At 64.6% G+C, this 13,493-nt stretch carries 16 protein-coding genes; 5 read left to right on the forward strand and 11 right to left on the reverse strand.

The window, feature by feature from the left end:
* Position 1: 1 nt before the first annotated feature.
* Positions 2–406 carry a YciI family protein gene (locus N2605_RS29165; protein WP_260344243.1) on the reverse strand — a complete coding sequence of 135 codons (405 nt, stop codon included), beginning with the start codon at positions 404–406 and terminating at the stop codon, positions 2–4.
* A 265-nt stretch (positions 407–671) separates the two neighbouring features.
* Between N2605_RS29165 and N2605_RS29170 the strand changes: the two genes are divergently transcribed.
* The 3 genes from N2605_RS29170 to N2605_RS29180 all read left to right on the forward strand — a co-directional run bounded on the left by N2605_RS29170 (position 672) and on the right by N2605_RS29180 (position 2,764).
* A complete protein-coding gene (locus N2605_RS29170) occupies positions 672–1,460 on the forward strand; it encodes an SDR family NAD(P)-dependent oxidoreductase (protein WP_260344244.1) in 789 nt (262 codons plus the stop codon).
* Positions 1,461–1,586: 126 nt separating this feature from the next.
* A complete protein-coding gene (locus N2605_RS29175; RefSeq protein WP_260344245.1) occupies positions 1,587–2,024 on the forward strand; it encodes a hypothetical protein in 438 nt (145 codons plus the stop codon).
* Positions 2,025–2,419: 395 nt separating this feature from the next.
* On the forward strand, positions 2,420–2,764 hold the full coding sequence (locus tag N2605_RS29180; protein ID WP_035998508.1) for a hypothetical protein: 345 nt from the start codon (positions 2,420–2,422) through the stop codon (positions 2,762–2,764).
* A 193-nt stretch (positions 2,765–2,957) separates the two neighbouring features.
* Here N2605_RS29180 and N2605_RS29185 read toward each other — a convergent pair whose 3' ends face one another.
* From N2605_RS29185 to N2605_RS29200, 4 genes are all read right to left on the reverse strand, one after another.
* A complete protein-coding gene (locus N2605_RS29185; protein ID WP_035998505.1) occupies positions 2,958–3,371 on the reverse strand; it encodes a VOC family protein in 414 nt (137 codons plus the stop codon).
* A gap of 30 nt (positions 3,372–3,401) precedes the next feature.
* Positions 3,402–3,941 carry a K(+)-transporting ATPase subunit F gene (gene kdpF / locus N2605_RS29190; protein WP_260344246.1) on the reverse strand — a complete coding sequence of 180 codons (540 nt, stop codon included), beginning with the start codon at positions 3,939–3,941 and terminating at the stop codon, positions 3,402–3,404.
* Positions 3,942–4,059: 118 nt separating this feature from the next.
* Complete coding sequence (locus N2605_RS29195) at positions 4,060–5,346, reverse strand: RNA polymerase sigma factor (protein ID WP_035998501.1); 1,287 nt, start codon at positions 5,344–5,346, stop codon at positions 4,060–4,062.
* Positions 5,343–5,711 (reverse strand): YciI family protein, encoded by a 369-nt coding sequence (locus tag N2605_RS29200; RefSeq protein ID WP_035998498.1) that lies wholly within the window; start codon positions 5,709–5,711, stop codon positions 5,343–5,345. The genes N2605_RS29195 and N2605_RS29200 overlap by 4 nt, the downstream gene beginning before the upstream one ends.
* A 140-nt stretch (positions 5,712–5,851) precedes the next feature.
* On the opposite strand from N2605_RS29200, the gene N2605_RS29205 reads away from it, so the two are divergent.
* Entirely contained in the window at positions 5,852–6,817 is a 966-nt protein-coding gene (locus N2605_RS29205; protein WP_225183479.1) for a 2-hydroxyacid dehydrogenase, read from the forward strand.
* Between the two features lie 15 nt (positions 6,818–6,832).
* Here the strand turns inward: N2605_RS29205 and N2605_RS29210 are convergent, their stop codons facing one another.
* On the reverse strand, positions 6,833–7,513 hold the full coding sequence (locus N2605_RS29210; RefSeq protein WP_225156802.1) for a TetR/AcrR family transcriptional regulator: 681 nt from the start codon (positions 7,511–7,513) through the stop codon (positions 6,833–6,835).
* A gap of 106 nt (positions 7,514–7,619) precedes the next feature.
* Between N2605_RS29210 and N2605_RS29215 the strand changes: the two genes are divergently transcribed.
* Positions 7,620–8,264: a glutathione binding-like protein gene (locus tag N2605_RS29215; protein WP_036021833.1), complete on the forward strand. Its 645-nt coding sequence runs from the start codon at positions 7,620–7,622 to the stop codon at positions 8,262–8,264.
* A gap of 36 nt (positions 8,265–8,300) precedes the next feature.
* On the opposite strand, the gene N2605_RS29220 is transcribed toward N2605_RS29215, so the two are convergent.
* From N2605_RS29220 to N2605_RS29240, 5 genes are all read right to left on the reverse strand, one after another.
* A complete protein-coding gene (locus tag N2605_RS29220; RefSeq protein WP_057028082.1) occupies positions 8,301–9,068 on the reverse strand; it encodes a substrate-binding periplasmic protein in 768 nt (255 codons plus the stop codon).
* Positions 9,069–9,085: 17 nt separating this feature from the next.
* Entirely contained in the window at positions 9,086–9,424 is a 339-nt protein-coding gene (locus N2605_RS29225; protein WP_225187947.1) for a c-type cytochrome, read from the reverse strand.
* Between the two features lie 90 nt (positions 9,425–9,514).
* Complete coding sequence (locus N2605_RS29230) at positions 9,515–11,233, reverse strand: pyrroloquinoline quinone-dependent dehydrogenase (RefSeq protein ID WP_035998486.1); 1,719 nt, start codon at positions 11,231–11,233, stop codon at positions 9,515–9,517.
* A 322-nt stretch (positions 11,234–11,555) separates the two neighbouring features.
* A complete protein-coding gene (locus N2605_RS29235) occupies positions 11,556–12,860 on the reverse strand; it encodes a TRAP transporter large permease (RefSeq protein ID WP_260344248.1) in 1,305 nt (434 codons plus the stop codon).
* 31 nt (positions 12,861–12,891) lie between these two features.
* Complete coding sequence (locus N2605_RS29240) at positions 12,892–13,485, reverse strand: TRAP transporter small permease subunit (RefSeq protein ID WP_109142492.1); 594 nt, start codon at positions 13,483–13,485, stop codon at positions 12,892–12,894.
* Positions 13,486–13,493 lie beyond the last annotated feature (8 nt).

The raw sequence follows: 13,493 nt of genomic DNA on the forward strand, positions 1-13,493 counted from the left end.
TCTACGTCTTCAGGTCGCCGAACCCGGCGACGATCTCCTGCACTTCGGGCGAGTAGTCGGCCATCTCCTGCACCTGGCGGACCTCGATGATCTCGTTGGCTGAAGCGGGACATTTCTTGGCCCAGGCGATCGCCTCGGCGCGCGAGGCGACCTCGATCATCCAATAGCCGCCCAGGACTTCCTTGGCTTCCGCGAAGGGCCCGTCGGTGACGATGGGCTGGCCGGTCGCAAACGAGACGCGTGCCCCGGTCGACGGCGGGTGCAGCCCATCGAGCGTGATCAGCACGCCTGCGTCCTTCAGCGCCTCGTTGTAGCGCATCATCGCGGAGACGCGCTCGGGATCGAGCTGCAGCTCCGGCGGCGCGTTCTCGTAGCCGAGCGGGATCATCAGCATCATGAATCGCATGGGAGTTCCTTGCTGCTCTCAGTCATTCCGATATGTCCTGCGGGCGGAAACGGCCGGGCCCGCGTCCCCTCCAAGACGAACGGCCTTCTGCCGGGCCGACAGCGGGACAGAAATTATTTCGAGGCCGCAGCGCAGCCGCGGCTGGCGCATTCTGGGCCGCATCGGGCTCGATCGGGCTAGGCGAGGCCTTTCATGCCGGAACGAAAGCGCAGTAAAAGGAACCGGCGCTTCGCGCGCTGCTCCCGGACACAGGACAGATCAGCCAATGCCGCAAGCCCCGCAAAAAGTCGCCCTCGTCACCGGTGCCGCCCGCGGCATCGGGCTTGCGACCGCGAAGAAATTCTTGGCCGAGGGCTGGCGCGTGGCCCTGCTCGACATCGAGCACGAACTGCTCGGCCGCGCGGTCGCGGACATCGGCCAGAGCGAGGCGACGCTGGCGCTGACCTGCGATGTCGCCGACGCAGCCGCAGTCAGCACCGCAATGACGACGATCGAGCGGCGGTTCGGCCGGCTGGACGCGCTGGTCAACAATGCCGGCATCGCGGTGTTCGCGCCGCTGATGGAGACGTCGGATGCCGACTGGCGCCGCGTGCTCGAGGTCAACCTCACCGGACCGTTCCTCTGCACCAAGGCCGCGGTGCCCCTGATGCGCGACGGTGGTGGCGGCGCCATCGTCAACATCACCTCGATCTCAGCCGTGCGCGCTTCGACGCTGCGCTCGGCCTACGGCACCAGCAAAGCAGGCCTTGCACACCTTACCAAGCAGCTCGCGGTCGAGCTCGCCTCCCTCAACATCCGCGTCAACGCGGTCGCACCGGGGCCGGTCGACACCGCGATGGCGAAGCAGGTGCACACCAAGGAGATCCGCGCCGACTATCACGACGCCATTCCGCTCAACCGCTACGGCCTGGAAGAGGAACTCGCGGAAGCGATCTATTTCCTGTGCTCGGGCCGCGCGAGCTACATCACCGGCCAAATTTTGGCCGTGGACGGCGGCTTCGATGCGGCGGGCATCGGCCTGCCGACGCTGCGCGGGCAAAGGCACAACGGGTAGGAACAAGATTTCGTAGGGTGGGCAAAGGCGCAACGCGCCGTGCCCACCATCGATCCCAAATTTGCGGTGCGGATGGTGGGCACGCTACGCTTTGCCCACCCTCGAAAGCGAGTTGGTGGAGAGTTCATGCAACGCATCACCTTCCTCAAAGCTCTGATGCTTGCATCCGCGCTGCTCGCCGCCGCGCCCGCAGCGGCCGAGATCCGCATCATCCAGTCTCCGGGCGGACAGGTCGGGCCGTTCCTCGATCTGTTCGAAAAGGTCCGCGACAGTGGCGAGCGCGTGGTGATCGACGGTCCCTGCCTGTCCGCCTGCACGCTGGTGCTGAGCATCGTGCCGGGCGAGCGCATCTGCGTCACCAAGCGCGCCGTGCTCGGCTTCCATGCCGCACGCTCGGTTGACCGGCGCGGCCGCTTCTATGCCGAGCCGGAAGCATCGGTCGCGGTGCTTGCCGCCTATCCCGGTCCGGTGCGCGACTGGATCAGCCGACGTGGCGGTCTGACCTCGCGGTTGCTGCTGTTGAAGGGGCGCGAACTCGCCGCGATCTATCCGCGTTGCCGCTGATACAGCCGGCAGCCGCCACCGCTTTCAAAACAGCGTCTGGATCACTGGCGCCAGCTTCGCGCTGGCGCAAATGAGCATTCCCCAAAGAGCAAAGTTGATCTGTAGCGCCGCCGCCATCGGTCGCTCCCCTTGCAAGTGACGTCCATCCCAGTTTGTAGCTTTTATGACTCACCAATAACGATTCTGACGTGCAGAGCACAGCCCAATCTTGCGCCAATTGTTGTGCGATGCAGCTCGCTTCACGAAGCGGCCTCACTGCGTCCGCAAAGTGATGCGAAAGCACGACTCATATTCGGCCATGCCGGCAAGTTTGTTTTGCCTTGAGTTCCATTGAACCGACGATGCGCGTGTCTCACGCAGATTCTGCGCGCCGATTGTGGAGGCAAAAGCCCGGCATGATTCGACACGGCTTGATCGTGCTCACTTTTTGCACAGCGCTGATCGGATGCGCAGAGGCGCCAGCGCAGGAACGCCGCGCCATTGCATGGGATGGCCTCGGCAAGGATCCGAACCGTCCGCATGTGGCCAAGCGGCGCGTCACGACCGGCGCGCCGGCTGCAAGTGATCCCAATCAGGAGCGCGAAAAAGTGCTCGGCACATTGCGCCCCTATTCCGAGGCGTGGTGGGCGGTCCAGGACGAGATACAGGCGGAGAACGACAGGAAGCTGGGCGCCAAGCTCGTGATCTGTCCTCGCTGCGTGGAATCGTCGCCCGAGGACGTCACCGGATCAATCCGGTGAAAGGACAACGGCTGATCGGCGCCTGACGTAACGAAACGTACGTCCCCTCTCCCGCAGCATTGGAGAGAGGGGATCGGGTGACGGTCGCGCCCAAAGCGCGATGCGATAGGATAAATCGTCATCGCGTTTTAGGTTGTTGTGTGAGCATGATCTTTTCGGAAAACCGCTTCACACTTTTCCGGATCATGCTCTATCACATGCCCTCGGCCGGGCAATTCACCATCCAGGGAATGCCGAACTTGTCGACACACATGCCGAAGCCCTTGGCCCAGAACGTCTTGCTGAAGGGCATGGTGACGCTGCCGCCGTCGGCAAGCGCGTTGAACTTGCGCTCACCATCTGCGGGGTCCTTGACCGTAAGCGAGATTGCAAAGCCCTGCGGCTTCTGGAAATGCTCGGCCGGCGAGTCGGAGGCCATCAATACCGTGCCGTCCGGCAGTGACATCCGCGCATGCATGATCATCTTCTCGCGGCCGGGCGTAGCCGGCACCTCCGGCGGAGCATCCGATGCGCGCATCATCGCGTCGATCTTGCCGCCGAGAACCTTGGCGTAATAGTTGAACGCTGCTTCGCAATTGTCCTGGTAGAACAGATAGGGATTGAGCATCGTTTCTCTCCTCTTCGTTTGCCGTGAGACCTATTGCTTCTCGGTGAGCTTCTTCAGGCCGGCGAGGCCGGTCTCGAAATCCTTGCCGATCATGCTGTCCATGTTGAAGAACACCTGCATCAGCTTGGACATGAACGGGGCCGGACCGTACATTACCCATGTGACGAGTGTTGCATCGCCTTGCGGCACAAAGGTGAACTCGGCGGTGTTGTGGCCTTCGAACGGCCGCTCGAAATCAAGCTTGATCCGGAGCTTGGTGGGCCCGGTCGCCTCCAGGATCTCCATATGGCCGGCGCCGACCTTGTTGTCGCCCTCCCAGGCATAGGTCGCACCCTTCCCTGCCGCGGTTCCGCCGAACGTCCGCTTCATGGCGGGATCGCGGGTCTCATACGGCGACCAGGCGGTCCAGCGATGGAAATCGGCAACCAGCGGATAGATCACAGCGGCCGGTGCCTTGACGGCGAGCGAGCGTTCCACACGGAACGTGTCGGGTTTCGTCAGGGCGAAGACGAGGACCGCGGCAAGGCCGGCGGCGAGAACGATGGCGATGACCGCAATGGCTTTCAGCATGGATGGCTCTCCGTGGATACGGAGCCTAGGACGAACGGGGGAGGCCCCGGCCCGACAATGGGACAGAAATTCTTTGGCGCACTGCGCACCCCACGTCATGGCGTGGAAACAGACGGGCCTACTTCGCCTTGGCGCTTTCCTTTGCCTTCGGCTGGCTGTCCCGGATCAGGCGATCGAGATGCATGCGGATGTGGGCGGCTTCGGCCGAGGTGTTGGCGAGCGCGATGGCGCGGTCGAAGGCGATTCGGGCTTCGTCGTTGCGGCCGAGCTGCATCAGGAAGGCGCCGCGCACGCCGTAGAAATGGAAATAATTGGCGAGCTTCGGCGCCAGCGGCTCGATCAGCTCGAGCGCGGCCTGCGGCCCGCGCACCTTGGAGACCGCGACCGCCCGGTTGAGCGTCACCACCGGCGAGGGCTGCACCACTTCGAGCGCGCCGTAGAGCAGGTCGATCTCCGTCCAGTCGGTCTCCTCCGGCGTCGCCGCGCGCGCATGCAGGGCGGCGATCGCGGCCTGGATCTGGTAGGGCCCGCTGCGGCGGTGGCGCATCGCCTTGTCGATCAGCGCGAGGCCCTCCGCGATCATGGTGCCGTTCCACAACGAACGATCCTGATCGTCCAGCAGGATCAGCGACCCGTCCGCGGCAAAGCGCGCCGCGCTGCGCGCGTGCTGCAACAGGATCAGCGCGGTCAGGCCCATGATCTCCGGCTCGCTCGGAAACAGCCGCAGCAGCAGCCGCGCCAGCCGGATCGCCTCCTCGCACAGCGGCTTCCTGATCTCCGCGGTGTCACCGCTCGCCGAATAGCCTTCATTGAAGATCAGGTAGATCATCGCCGCGACGCCGGCGAGCCGTTCAGAGCGCTCGACCGCGCCCGGCGCCTCGAACGGCGTCCCGGCCTCGGCCACCTTTGCCTTGGCGCGCGTGATGCGCTGCTCCATCGCCGCTTCCGAGACCAGGAACGCGCGGGCGATCTGCTTCACCGTGAGGCCCGAGACGATGCGCAGCGCCAGCGCGATCTGCTGCGTCGCCGGCAGTCCTGGATGGCAGCAGATGAACATCAGCCGCAAGATGTCGTCGCGATAATGCGAGCCGTCGAGCCGCTCGGCGAGTTCGCCCTCGGCATCGTCGAGATCGGAGATCGCCTGGTCGTCCTCAGGCAGCGGCTGCTGCCTGCGCGCGCGTCGCACTTCGTCGATCGCGACGTTGCGGCCGACCATGATCAGCCAGGCCGCGGGATCGCGCGGCGGCCCATTCTGCGGCCAGGTCTTGAGCGCGCGCAGGCAGGCGTTCTGAAACGCCTCCTCGGCGGTGTCGAGATCGCGGAAATAGCGCAGCAGCGCGCCGACCGCCTGGGGTCGCGCCGAAGTCAGCGCAGTCTCGATCCAGGCGGTATCGGCCTCGCTCACGTCAGGTTTCCTCCGGGCCGGAACACACCGACGGGACGCACCTCATAGGCGCCGCCGGGATTGGCGGCACCCAGCTCGCGTGCGACGTCGAGCGCGTCGTCGAGATTCTTGCAGTCGACGATGTAGAAGCCGAGGAGCTGCTCCTTGGTCTCGGCATAGGGACCGTCGAGCACCAGCGGCGGATCCTCCTTGCGCAGCGTCGCCGCCGCGGTCGTCGGCAACAGCCGCGCCACCGGCCCGAGTCGACCCTGCCTGGTGAGCTTCTCCTGCACCACGGTGAGCTTCTTCATCACGGCCTCGTCCTGTTCCTTGCTCCAGGAGCCGACGAAATCCTCATCGTGATAGCAAAGAATGGCGTAAAGCATGGGCAGCACTTCCCTCGTCTGTTCTGAAGACGCGCCAATATGCCCCGCCCCGACAGCGCTGCGGAAAAAATTTGCAAGAAAAATCCGGCAGATCGTGCCAAGGAGGGCCTTCTTGCGCGGAACCTGAAGAGGCACTTCGAATGACCATGGGCACACTGGCCGTCCTGATCAACAGCACGCAGCAGAACTGGCTGCCGGAGCGCTGGAAGGCCCGCTTCGACGCGGTCTGCGGGGGACGCCGCGTGGTGCTGCTGCCGGACGCCGGGCTCGATCCGACGGAGGTGCATTATGCGGCGGTGTGGAAGCCGGTGCCCGGCGATCTCGGTGCGTTCCCCAATCTGCGGGCGATCTTCAACCTTGGCGCCGGCGTTGACGCGCTAATGGCGGACAAGAGCCTGCCCGAGGTGCCGCTGGTGCGCGTCGCCGTGCCCGATCTCACCAATCGCATGACCGAATATGTCGTGCTGCACGTTCTGATGCATCACCGCCAGGAGCTTTACCTGCGGCAATCGCAGCGCGAGAAGCGCTGGGAGCCCAGATATCAGTGGCCGGCGAGCGCGATCACGGTCGGCGTCATGGGGCTGGGCACGCTCGGCGCCGATGCGGCCGACGTGCTGCGGCGGCTCGGCTTCCGCGTCGCCGGCTGGAGCCGCAGCCCGCGCACGATCGAGGGCGTCGAATGCTTCCATGGCGCCGCCGGAATGGACGCGTTCCTGCGCAAGACCGATATCCTGGTCTGCCTGCTGCCGCTGACATCAGACACGCACGGCATCCTCAACCGCGAGGTCTTCGCCAAGCTCAATCGCACCAGCCCGCTCGGCGCGCCGGTGCTGATCAATGCCGGCCGCGGCGGCCTGCAGAACGAGGCCGATATTCTCGCCTGCCTCGACGACGGCACGCTCGGCGCCGCCTCGCTCGACGTCTTCGTGCAGGAGCCGCAGCCGAAGGACAGCCGGTTCTGGACCCACCCCAAGGTGGTGTTGACGCCGCACAATGCCGCCGACACCGACGCGGATGCGATCTCGGCCTATGTCGCCGAGCAGATCGCCCGGTTTGAGGCGGGCGGCGCGCTGGAGAACGTGGTGGACCGAACGCGGGGATATTGAAGCTTCGCTTCCAGCTTATCCTTTGGCGCCGATCATCACGTCGATCGCGCACTTGACGATCGCCTCCAGCTCCTTGCGCGGCACGCGGGCGCGGGAGCGGATGGCGATGGTGTGGATGGTGGCCGATGCGATCTGTGCCAGCGCGAACGGATCGGCGCTCTCCGGCAGCTCGCCTTTCTCCTTGGCGCGGCGGAAGCAACTGGCAAAGGCCTTGTCGAGCCCGGTGAGGCCGTCCAGCACCATGGCGCGGATCTCGGGATCGCCGACCGCCTCGGAGGCCGCGGTCACGACCGTGAAGCAACCGCGCGGTCCGGTGTCGCCGGACAGATAGATGTCCAGCGCGGCTGCGTAGATGCGCTCCAGCCGCTGGCGCAGCGGCATCTCCTCGCGGAAGATCGCGACCATCGCCGCGCCCGCCTCGTCGCGGTAGCGCTGATAGCTCTTGATGTAGAGCTCGCGCTTGTCGCCGAAGGCGCCGTAGAGGCTCGGCCGGTTCATGCCGGTGGCTGCGCTGAGATCGTCGAGCGAGGTGGCCGCGAAACCCTGCTTGCGGAACAGGTCGAGCGCCTTGCCGAGCGCGATATCGGGCTCGTAGGCGCGCGGACGGCCGCGGCGCTTAGGCCCACCGCGACGCTCGGACTCGCCGCGACGCTCGGGCTGATTGGCAGCAGCTGGCGGCTTCGATTTTTGTACCATTCCGCAAGTTATTCCTTGACCTCACCCATATTATGCAAGATGGTACAAAAATCAATCTGGCCAGGTTGAGCGACACCCAAAGAGGAATTGCCCAAGGAGGCTACAGATGGATCTCTATTTCTCGCCGCTTGCCTGCTCGATGGCGACACGCGTCGCGCTGTATGAAGCCGGCGCCGAGGCGAACTACCTCGAAGTCGATCCGCCGACCAAGAAGGTCTTGAGCGACGGCTCCGACTTCCGCACCGTGAATCCGATCGGCCTCGTGCCGACGCTGCGCACCGATGAAGGCATGGTGCTGACCGAGAACGCTGCGATCCTGCAATATGTCGCGGACCGTTTCCCGCAAGCCGGCCTCGGCGCGAGCGCCGGCATCGAGCGCACGCGGCTGCATCAATGGCTCTGCTTCATCGGCACCGAGCTGCACAAGGGTCTCTTCATCCCCATGCTCGACCGCAAGGCGCCGCAGGAAGTCAAGGCCTATGCCCTGGAAAAGAACCTGTCGCGGCTCGACTATCTCGACAATTACCTGAAGGGACGCGAGTTCCTGCTCGACCATTTCAGCGTGGCCGATGCCTATCTCGTCACGGTCATCAACTGGACCATGGCGACGCCGCCGATCGAGCTTGCGAAATGGCCGAACCTGAAGGCGTATCACGAGCGGCTGCGTCAGCGACCTTCGATTGCCAAGGCGATCGCGGAGGAGTTCGAGCTGTACAAGGCCGAGCTCGCGCGGAAGAAGGCGGCGGCCTGAGGCCGCACGCGAGCTCCTTATTCGCGCGGCAGCGCGCTATCTCGGCGCCTGCAGCGCGATGCCGTAGCGGCGGTAGATCCGGTCGATCGTGCCGTCGCTGCGCAGCCGCTCCACGGCTGCGTCGATGGCTTCGCGCAACGCATCGTCCGGGCGGACCATGCCGACGCCGACGTTCCAGTTCAGATCGGCCGTGCTCTCGTCGCGATCGAGGATCCGGAGCGGTTTGTCCGGGTGGGTCAGATTGAAATAGCTGGCGGCGGTGGGCGTGACCGCGGCGGCGTCGATCTCGCGGTTCGACACGGCCTCCAGGCTGTCGCTCTCGAAGCCGAAGGTCGATATCGGCACGCGCCGCTGACCGATGATCATGGCTGCGATCGATCCAACCTGCACGCCCACCTTGGTCGATTCGTTGAGGCTGGCGAAGGACGTGAGCGTGCTGGATGACGGCACGGCGAGCGCGACGCCTGTGCGATAATACGGTTTGGAGATTCTCAGACGGGTTTCGCCTTGCGCTTCGCGATCGGCGATGACGTCCAGGAGAATGTCGCAGCCGGCGCTGCGCATCTGGTACTGCGTGATGATCCAGTCGAGCCGCAGCGAGACACCGAGCTCGCGTGCCAGCACCCGACCGAGTTCGACCTGGAAGCCGGGCGGATCGCCGGTCTTGTGCGCGAAGGGAAGCGAATTGGGATGTGCGCAGAGCCCGATCACGCCGCTGGAGCGGATCGCCTCCAGGGGGCGCGCCGCCGCCTGCCCCGACAGGACGATGGCGGCAGCGACGATGACCGGGACAAATGTCTTCATTCCACACTCTATGCTAGTCAGCCGTCGCGCGGTTTCAGGGCGCGGATGTACTTGACCATCTGGTCGATCTGGGCGTCGGTGAAGGCGCCGTCAAAGGCCGGCATCGCTCCTTGCTTGCCGAGCTTGATGCGACTGCGGATATAGTCGTCGTCGCGCGGCGAATTCATCAGTTGCGGCCCCTTCCCAGCGGCCCGGCCACCGTCGGAGTGACAGAAGCCGCAAGTCCCCGCAAACACCTGCTCGACCTCGAACGCCGTGTTCTCCGGCGCGGGTGTGGCGGATTGGGCCTGGGCCATCGCAGCCCACAGCAACGAGGCGCCCAGCCCCGCCAAAATCGTCTTGCAAGACAGTCTCAACAGCTACGCTCCATTCCTGAGCCACGCGGCCGCGACATCGATCGAGGAGCGGGCTTGCGCCCGCTCCATGATCAGAACATCTGCGGCAGACTATTTCAGGCTGAAGACGACCAGGGCGCCGTCGTCACGCGGCATGCTCTTGTAGACGCCGCCGAAGTTCGGCGCATATTCGTCCGCCAGCATCCCGCCGAAGCCCGCCGTCACCGCGATATATTGCTTGCCGCCGACGGAGTAGCTGACGATGCCGCCCTGATGGCCGGTGCCGTTGTTGTGCCTCCATAGCTCGGCGCCAGTTTCGGCATCATAGGCGTGCAGCACGCCACGCGAATCAGGCACGAAGACGAGGTTGCCTGCGGTCGACAGCACGCTTCCGAGCGGAGGCTCGGGATAGCGAACCTCCCATTTCTTCGCGCCCGTGATGGGATCGCGCGCGTCGAGATGTCCGTAGATCTCGCCACCCGGAGGAGGCACCATCTTGAAATCGGCACCGATGTTGAGCTGGACCTGCGGCGTGGTGACCGGCGTCGTCTTCTGGATATCCAGCGTCATGCACCATTCCTGTCCGATCTTGTAATAGAGACCGGTCTTGGGGCTGTAGGAGCCGGCGTTCCAGCTGATGCCGCCGCCGATGAACGGACACAGCGGCGGTTCGGTGACCTTGCCGACCGGGAAATCGCGACGGCCGATCAGGGCGCCGGTCTTGGGATCGATGTCCTTGACGAAGTTGATGTTCTCGACCAGCCGCCAGACGTTCTTCACTTTGAGATTGCGGTCGTAGACGAAGACAAAGCCGCCCTTGTTCGGATGGACCACGTATTTCTGGCCATCACGCTCGAGCATCACGAATTCGCCGACCGAGCTGTCGAAGTCCCAGGCATCGTGCGGCAGTTCCTGATGGTAGAATTTCAGCTTGCCGGTATCGATGTCGAGCCCGATCACCGAGCTCGTATAGAGGTTATCGCCGGGACGCGCCCCCTGGGTCTTGTAGTCCGGACCCGACCAATCGTAGAGCGGCGCCGGATTCGCAGTGCCCCACAGGACAGTGTTGGTCTCGGAATCGTAGGTGCCCGGCATCCAGCCGCCACCACCGCCGGTGCGCCAGGACTCGTTGCCCCAGGTCTTCATCGCCTCTTCGGTGCCTGCGACCGTGAGGAACTCCCACTTCTTCTTTCCGGTTGCGGCATCGAGCGCGAAGATCGGGCCGCGGCCCGGCCATTCGCCGCCTTGCGCGCCGATGATCACGCTGCCCTTGGCGTAGAGCGGCGCGCCGGTGAAGCCGACCGTCAGCTTCTGCGAGTCGATCAGCCTGGTCTCCCAGAGAACCTTTCCGGTCTTGGCGTCCAGCCCGAAGACACGACCGTCCATGGTGCCGACGAAGACCTTGCCTTCGCCGAGAGCGACGCCGCGGTTATAGGGCGAGTGGGTCTGGCGGCTGATCAGCGCTTCATCCAGCTCCGGAAAGAACGACCAGATCACCTCGCCGCTGGCGCCGTTCAGCGCGAAGACCCGGCTGTAAGAGCCCGAATAGTACAGCACGCCGTCGGCGACGAGCGGCATCGACTGCAGGCCGCGCGTCGATCGCCCGGGAATGTGCATCCATGCCACGCCCAGATTGCCGACATTGCTCGTATTGATCTGTGTAAGCGGGCTGTAGTGATGGGATTTGTACGAACCGTGATAGGTGAGCCAATCGTTCTGGCCGGCGGCCTCGATCCGGGCCGTATCCACGGACTGAGCCAATGCCGCCGTCGCTGCAAGTGTCGCAACGACAACGACAGCCAAGGCCGAGCTGAGCCACTGTTTCCTCATTTGCACTTCCTCCCGCTCTTGTGTTTGTTGATTGCGTCTCGTGAATGCGGCTTGCGAGGGGTATTTGCAGTTCAGTGTGCGTCGATCGTCCTCCATCGGACCGAATCGTCAACAGACGTCCCCTCCTCGGCGCATCGCGCTGAGGAGCCACGTTCACCGGAGTGGTTGCTGTTGTACTTCTGCTTGCCGTCACACTGTACGACGGATCACAGGGCCTGCAAATATGGAATGCGCGCCGAAGTCGCTTCGATGCAGGGCGACTTGAAACGGCAGCGGCGCTGACCGTTTTGCTTTTGAGCCGCCGATCCCGGAACAAGTCGCCTTATCCGTAAAGCACCTTCGGCAGAATCGTGACGATGCCCGGCCACAGCGTCAGCAGCAGCACGAATCCGATCATGATCATGAGGTACGGCATCGTGACGCGGGCGATATAGCCGAGACCGTCGTCGGTCAGCCCCTGGATCACGAACAGGTTGAAGCCGACGGGCGGCGTGATCTGCGCCATCTCCACGGCGAGCACAAGGAAGACGCCGAACCAGACCTCGTCGAAGCCGGCACCCTTCACGATCGGCAGCACGATCGGCAGCGTCATCACGATCATCGAGAAGCCGTCGAGGAAACAGCCGAGCACGAGATAGAAGACGATCAGCGCCACGATCAGCATGAAGGGCGACAGGCCGAGGCTCTTGACGAACGCGGCCACCGCCTGCGGGATGCCGAGGAAGGCCGCGGCATTGCCGAGGATCGAGGCTCCCAGCACGATCAGCGCGATCATCGAACAGGTGACGACCGAGCCGATCAAGACGTCGCGGATCACCTGCTGCGACATTGCGCCTTGCGCCCAGGCAACCAGGGCCGCGCCGAGCACGCCGACCGCGGCAGCTTCCGAGGGCGTTGCGAGCCCGCCATACATCGAGCCGAGCACGCATGCGATCAGGAACAGCGCCGGCGCGAGATCCTTCAGTGCTGCAAAGCGCTCGCTCCACTGCACCTGCGAGAGCTTGGCTTCGGTCTCGGGCACCATCGCGGGTTTGAGGGTGGTGTGCAGCATCACCCAGGCCATGAACGTCGCGGCCAGCAGGAAGCCCGGCAGCACGCCGGCGGTGAACAGCTTCAGGATCGAGACGTCGCCGAGCACGCCGTAGATGATCATGATGTTGGAGGGCGGGATCAGGAAGCCCAGCGTGCCGGCGCCGGCGAGCGAGCCGATCGCGATGTCACGGGAATAACCTCGGCGCGTGAGCTCGCTGAGCGACATGCGGCCGATCACCTGCGTCGTCGCGGCCGACGAGCCCGAGATCGCCGCGAAGATGGTGCAGCCGATCACGTTCACATGCAGCAGGCGCCCGGGCAGCAGCCCGGCCCAGGGCGCCAATCCCTGAAACAGGGAGCGTGACAGACGGGTGCGGAATAGCAACTCGCCCATCAGGATGAACAACGGCAGCGCCAGCAGCTCCTGCGTGGTCAGGATGTTCCAGGCGTATTGCGGCAGCAGCTTGTCGAGCGGGACCGAACGGAACATCGCGAGCAGCAGCGTCGCGGTCAGCGCAAGCGTGAGGCCGATCCAGACGCCGCAAGCCAGCAGCACAAACAGGATCGCGAACAGGGCGACGACTTCGATGGTCATGCGATCTTGGATCCGGATGCGGGCAAGGCGGTCATTCGACGGGCGAGGCCTTCATGCGATGGTCCTCCAGCGGCAGGCCGAGCGCGGCCTGGATCGCACGCGCGAGGAACTGCAGCGTCAGCAGCAACATGCCGAAGGTGACGATCGCTTGCGGAAACCACAGCGGCGTGTCGCTCGAGGTCGAGACCTGGCCGCGCACGAAGGCGCTCCAGGCGAATTTCGCCATGGCCATGGTCAGGAACGCCATGAAGGCGAAGCCGGCCGCCGCCGAGAGGATCTCGAGCGCGCGCTGCACCGGCACGGGTGCGTTCTTCAGGAGCAGCACGACGCGGATGTGGCCGCCGACGCGCAGCGTCATGGCGGCACCGAAAGTGAAGGCCGCCGCCATTAGATAGGAGGAATATTCCCACGCGATCGAGATGGTCGGCGGGAAGAACGGCAGGAAGTTCGAGAGGAAGCGGGTTACGACCTCGCACAGCATCAACAGCGTCAGCATCAGGAGACAGAAGCCGCCGATCCAGCCGTCGAGCCGGCCGAGGCGATCGATGCCGTCGAGGACGATGCGCAGCGGCGCAGGCGCCGCCGCGTTGAGGCTTTGCGATGCTTCAGGCGAAAGGCTCACCACGCCTCGTC

Origin of the sequence: Bradyrhizobium yuanmingense (assembly GCF_025200905.1) — a bacterium.
Lineage (GTDB): Bacteria > Pseudomonadota > Alphaproteobacteria > Rhizobiales > Xanthobacteraceae > Bradyrhizobium > Bradyrhizobium yuanmingense.